The organism is Arthrobacter sp. TS-15, assembly GCF_006964045.1.
In the GTDB taxonomy this organism is placed as follows: domain Bacteria; phylum Actinomycetota; class Actinomycetes; order Actinomycetales; family Micrococcaceae; genus Arthrobacter.
The window spans coordinates 1-1,305 of record NZ_SDXQ01000082.1; the positions used below are offsets into that span (position 1 = coordinate 1).

At 64.4% G+C, this 1,305-nt stretch carries 3 protein-coding genes; 1 reads left to right on the forward strand and 2 read right to left on the reverse strand.

What is annotated here, in order from left to right:
- The coding region (locus tag EU811_RS23650) for a hypothetical protein (RefSeq protein ID WP_202979346.1) at positions 1 to 279 on the forward strand (279 nt) is incomplete at its 5' end.
- Between the two features lie 42 nt (positions 280 to 321).
- Here EU811_RS23650 and EU811_RS22870 read toward each other — a convergent pair.
- Positions 322 to 540 carry a DUF397 domain-containing protein gene (locus EU811_RS22870; protein ID WP_142940544.1) on the reverse strand — a complete coding sequence of 73 codons (219 nt, stop codon included), beginning with the start codon at positions 538 to 540 and terminating at the stop codon, positions 322 to 324.
- Positions 537 to 1,305, reverse strand: a 769-nt coding sequence (locus EU811_RS22875; RefSeq protein WP_187697303.1) for a DUF5753 domain-containing protein, incomplete at its 5' end; no start/stop codon positions are given. The genes EU811_RS22870 and EU811_RS22875, both read right to left, overlap by 4 nt.

Consider the following 1,305-nt stretch of genomic DNA (forward strand, 5'->3'; position numbering starts at 1 on the left):
GCTCTACGTCAGCGACCAGCTCCTACAGACCGACCAGCGCAACCAGGACCGGTACGCCAATCCGCCGAACGCTACGGCACCTACGGGGTATTCAAGACCGCCGACGGCGCAGTCTGCCGCCACCACCCAAGCGGCTGGTTCACCACCCTGCTCGCAGAACTGGACCCCATCGCCACCCGACACATCACTGTCCCCACCATGAACGGCCAAGAGTCAGAGGGAATCCAACTCCTGACCCGCAAATCCCCGCACCACCACGCTCACATTCCAACGAGCTGACGCTGCAGAGCGGCGGCCACGCCACGCCCTCAACTCGGCAACTCAGCCCGCCTCGAGAGCGTCTCCGTCCAAAGCCCGTATGAAGGCCCGCCAAGCGTGAACGCGAATCGTGAGCACTGGGCCACGAGCGTTCTTGGAGTCGCGCACGAAGGCTCCGTCGACGGTGTGGGCGCACTCGACGCACTCACCGCCGGCGCCGTTGCTGTAGGAGGACTTGAACCAGGACGATGGCGCCTCGGGAGCAGACCGCGCAATGTTCATCGTGCGTATTCCTTAAGAACGGACTTGATCAGCTGGGCGGAGCGCTGAGGGCTCAGGGCGGCGGCCCTCAAGCCGTCGAAGGCCCGGGTGTACTCCCGCACATGATGCTCCCCTTCCAGGTAGACGGCATCGGTGATGCCGTCCCGATACACGATGTCCGGGTCCTCCTGGTCGGGGAAGCCGAGCATGGTGAACGATCCCGTGGCCGGGTAGGTGCCTGAGTCGAACGGGAGGACCTGCAAGGTGACGCTCGGCAACTCCGCGCATTCCAAGAGGCGTTCGAGTTGCTCGCGCATCAGCGCCCGGTCCCCGATGAGATTGCGCACAGCGCTTTCGTTCACCACGAACCAGGCGTCCGGAGCCCCGGCGTGCGTCAGCATGCCCTGGCGCTCCATGCGCACACTCACGGCTCGATCGATGTCCTCGGCAGGAAGATGCGCTCCGGTCTTGTGGAGTTCGCAGGCGTAGGCCGGAGTCTGCATGAGGCCTGGCAGCAACTCGCACTGATACTGACGGAACGTCGAAGCCTCCTGCTCCAGACCGATGTAGATCGAGAACCACTGGGGCACGCCGGAGCCGTGCACCTGCCACCAGCCACGCGTCTTGGCTTGCCTGGCCAAGGACTTGAGGAATTCGCGCAGCTCTTCGCCAGTGTTGTAGAAGCGGCACAGGGCATCGATGTCGGACGGTTGGACCCGACCGCTGCCTGTTTCCATGCGGTTGACCTTGGAGCCGCTCCAGTCCAGAGCCGAGCCCACGAGACTA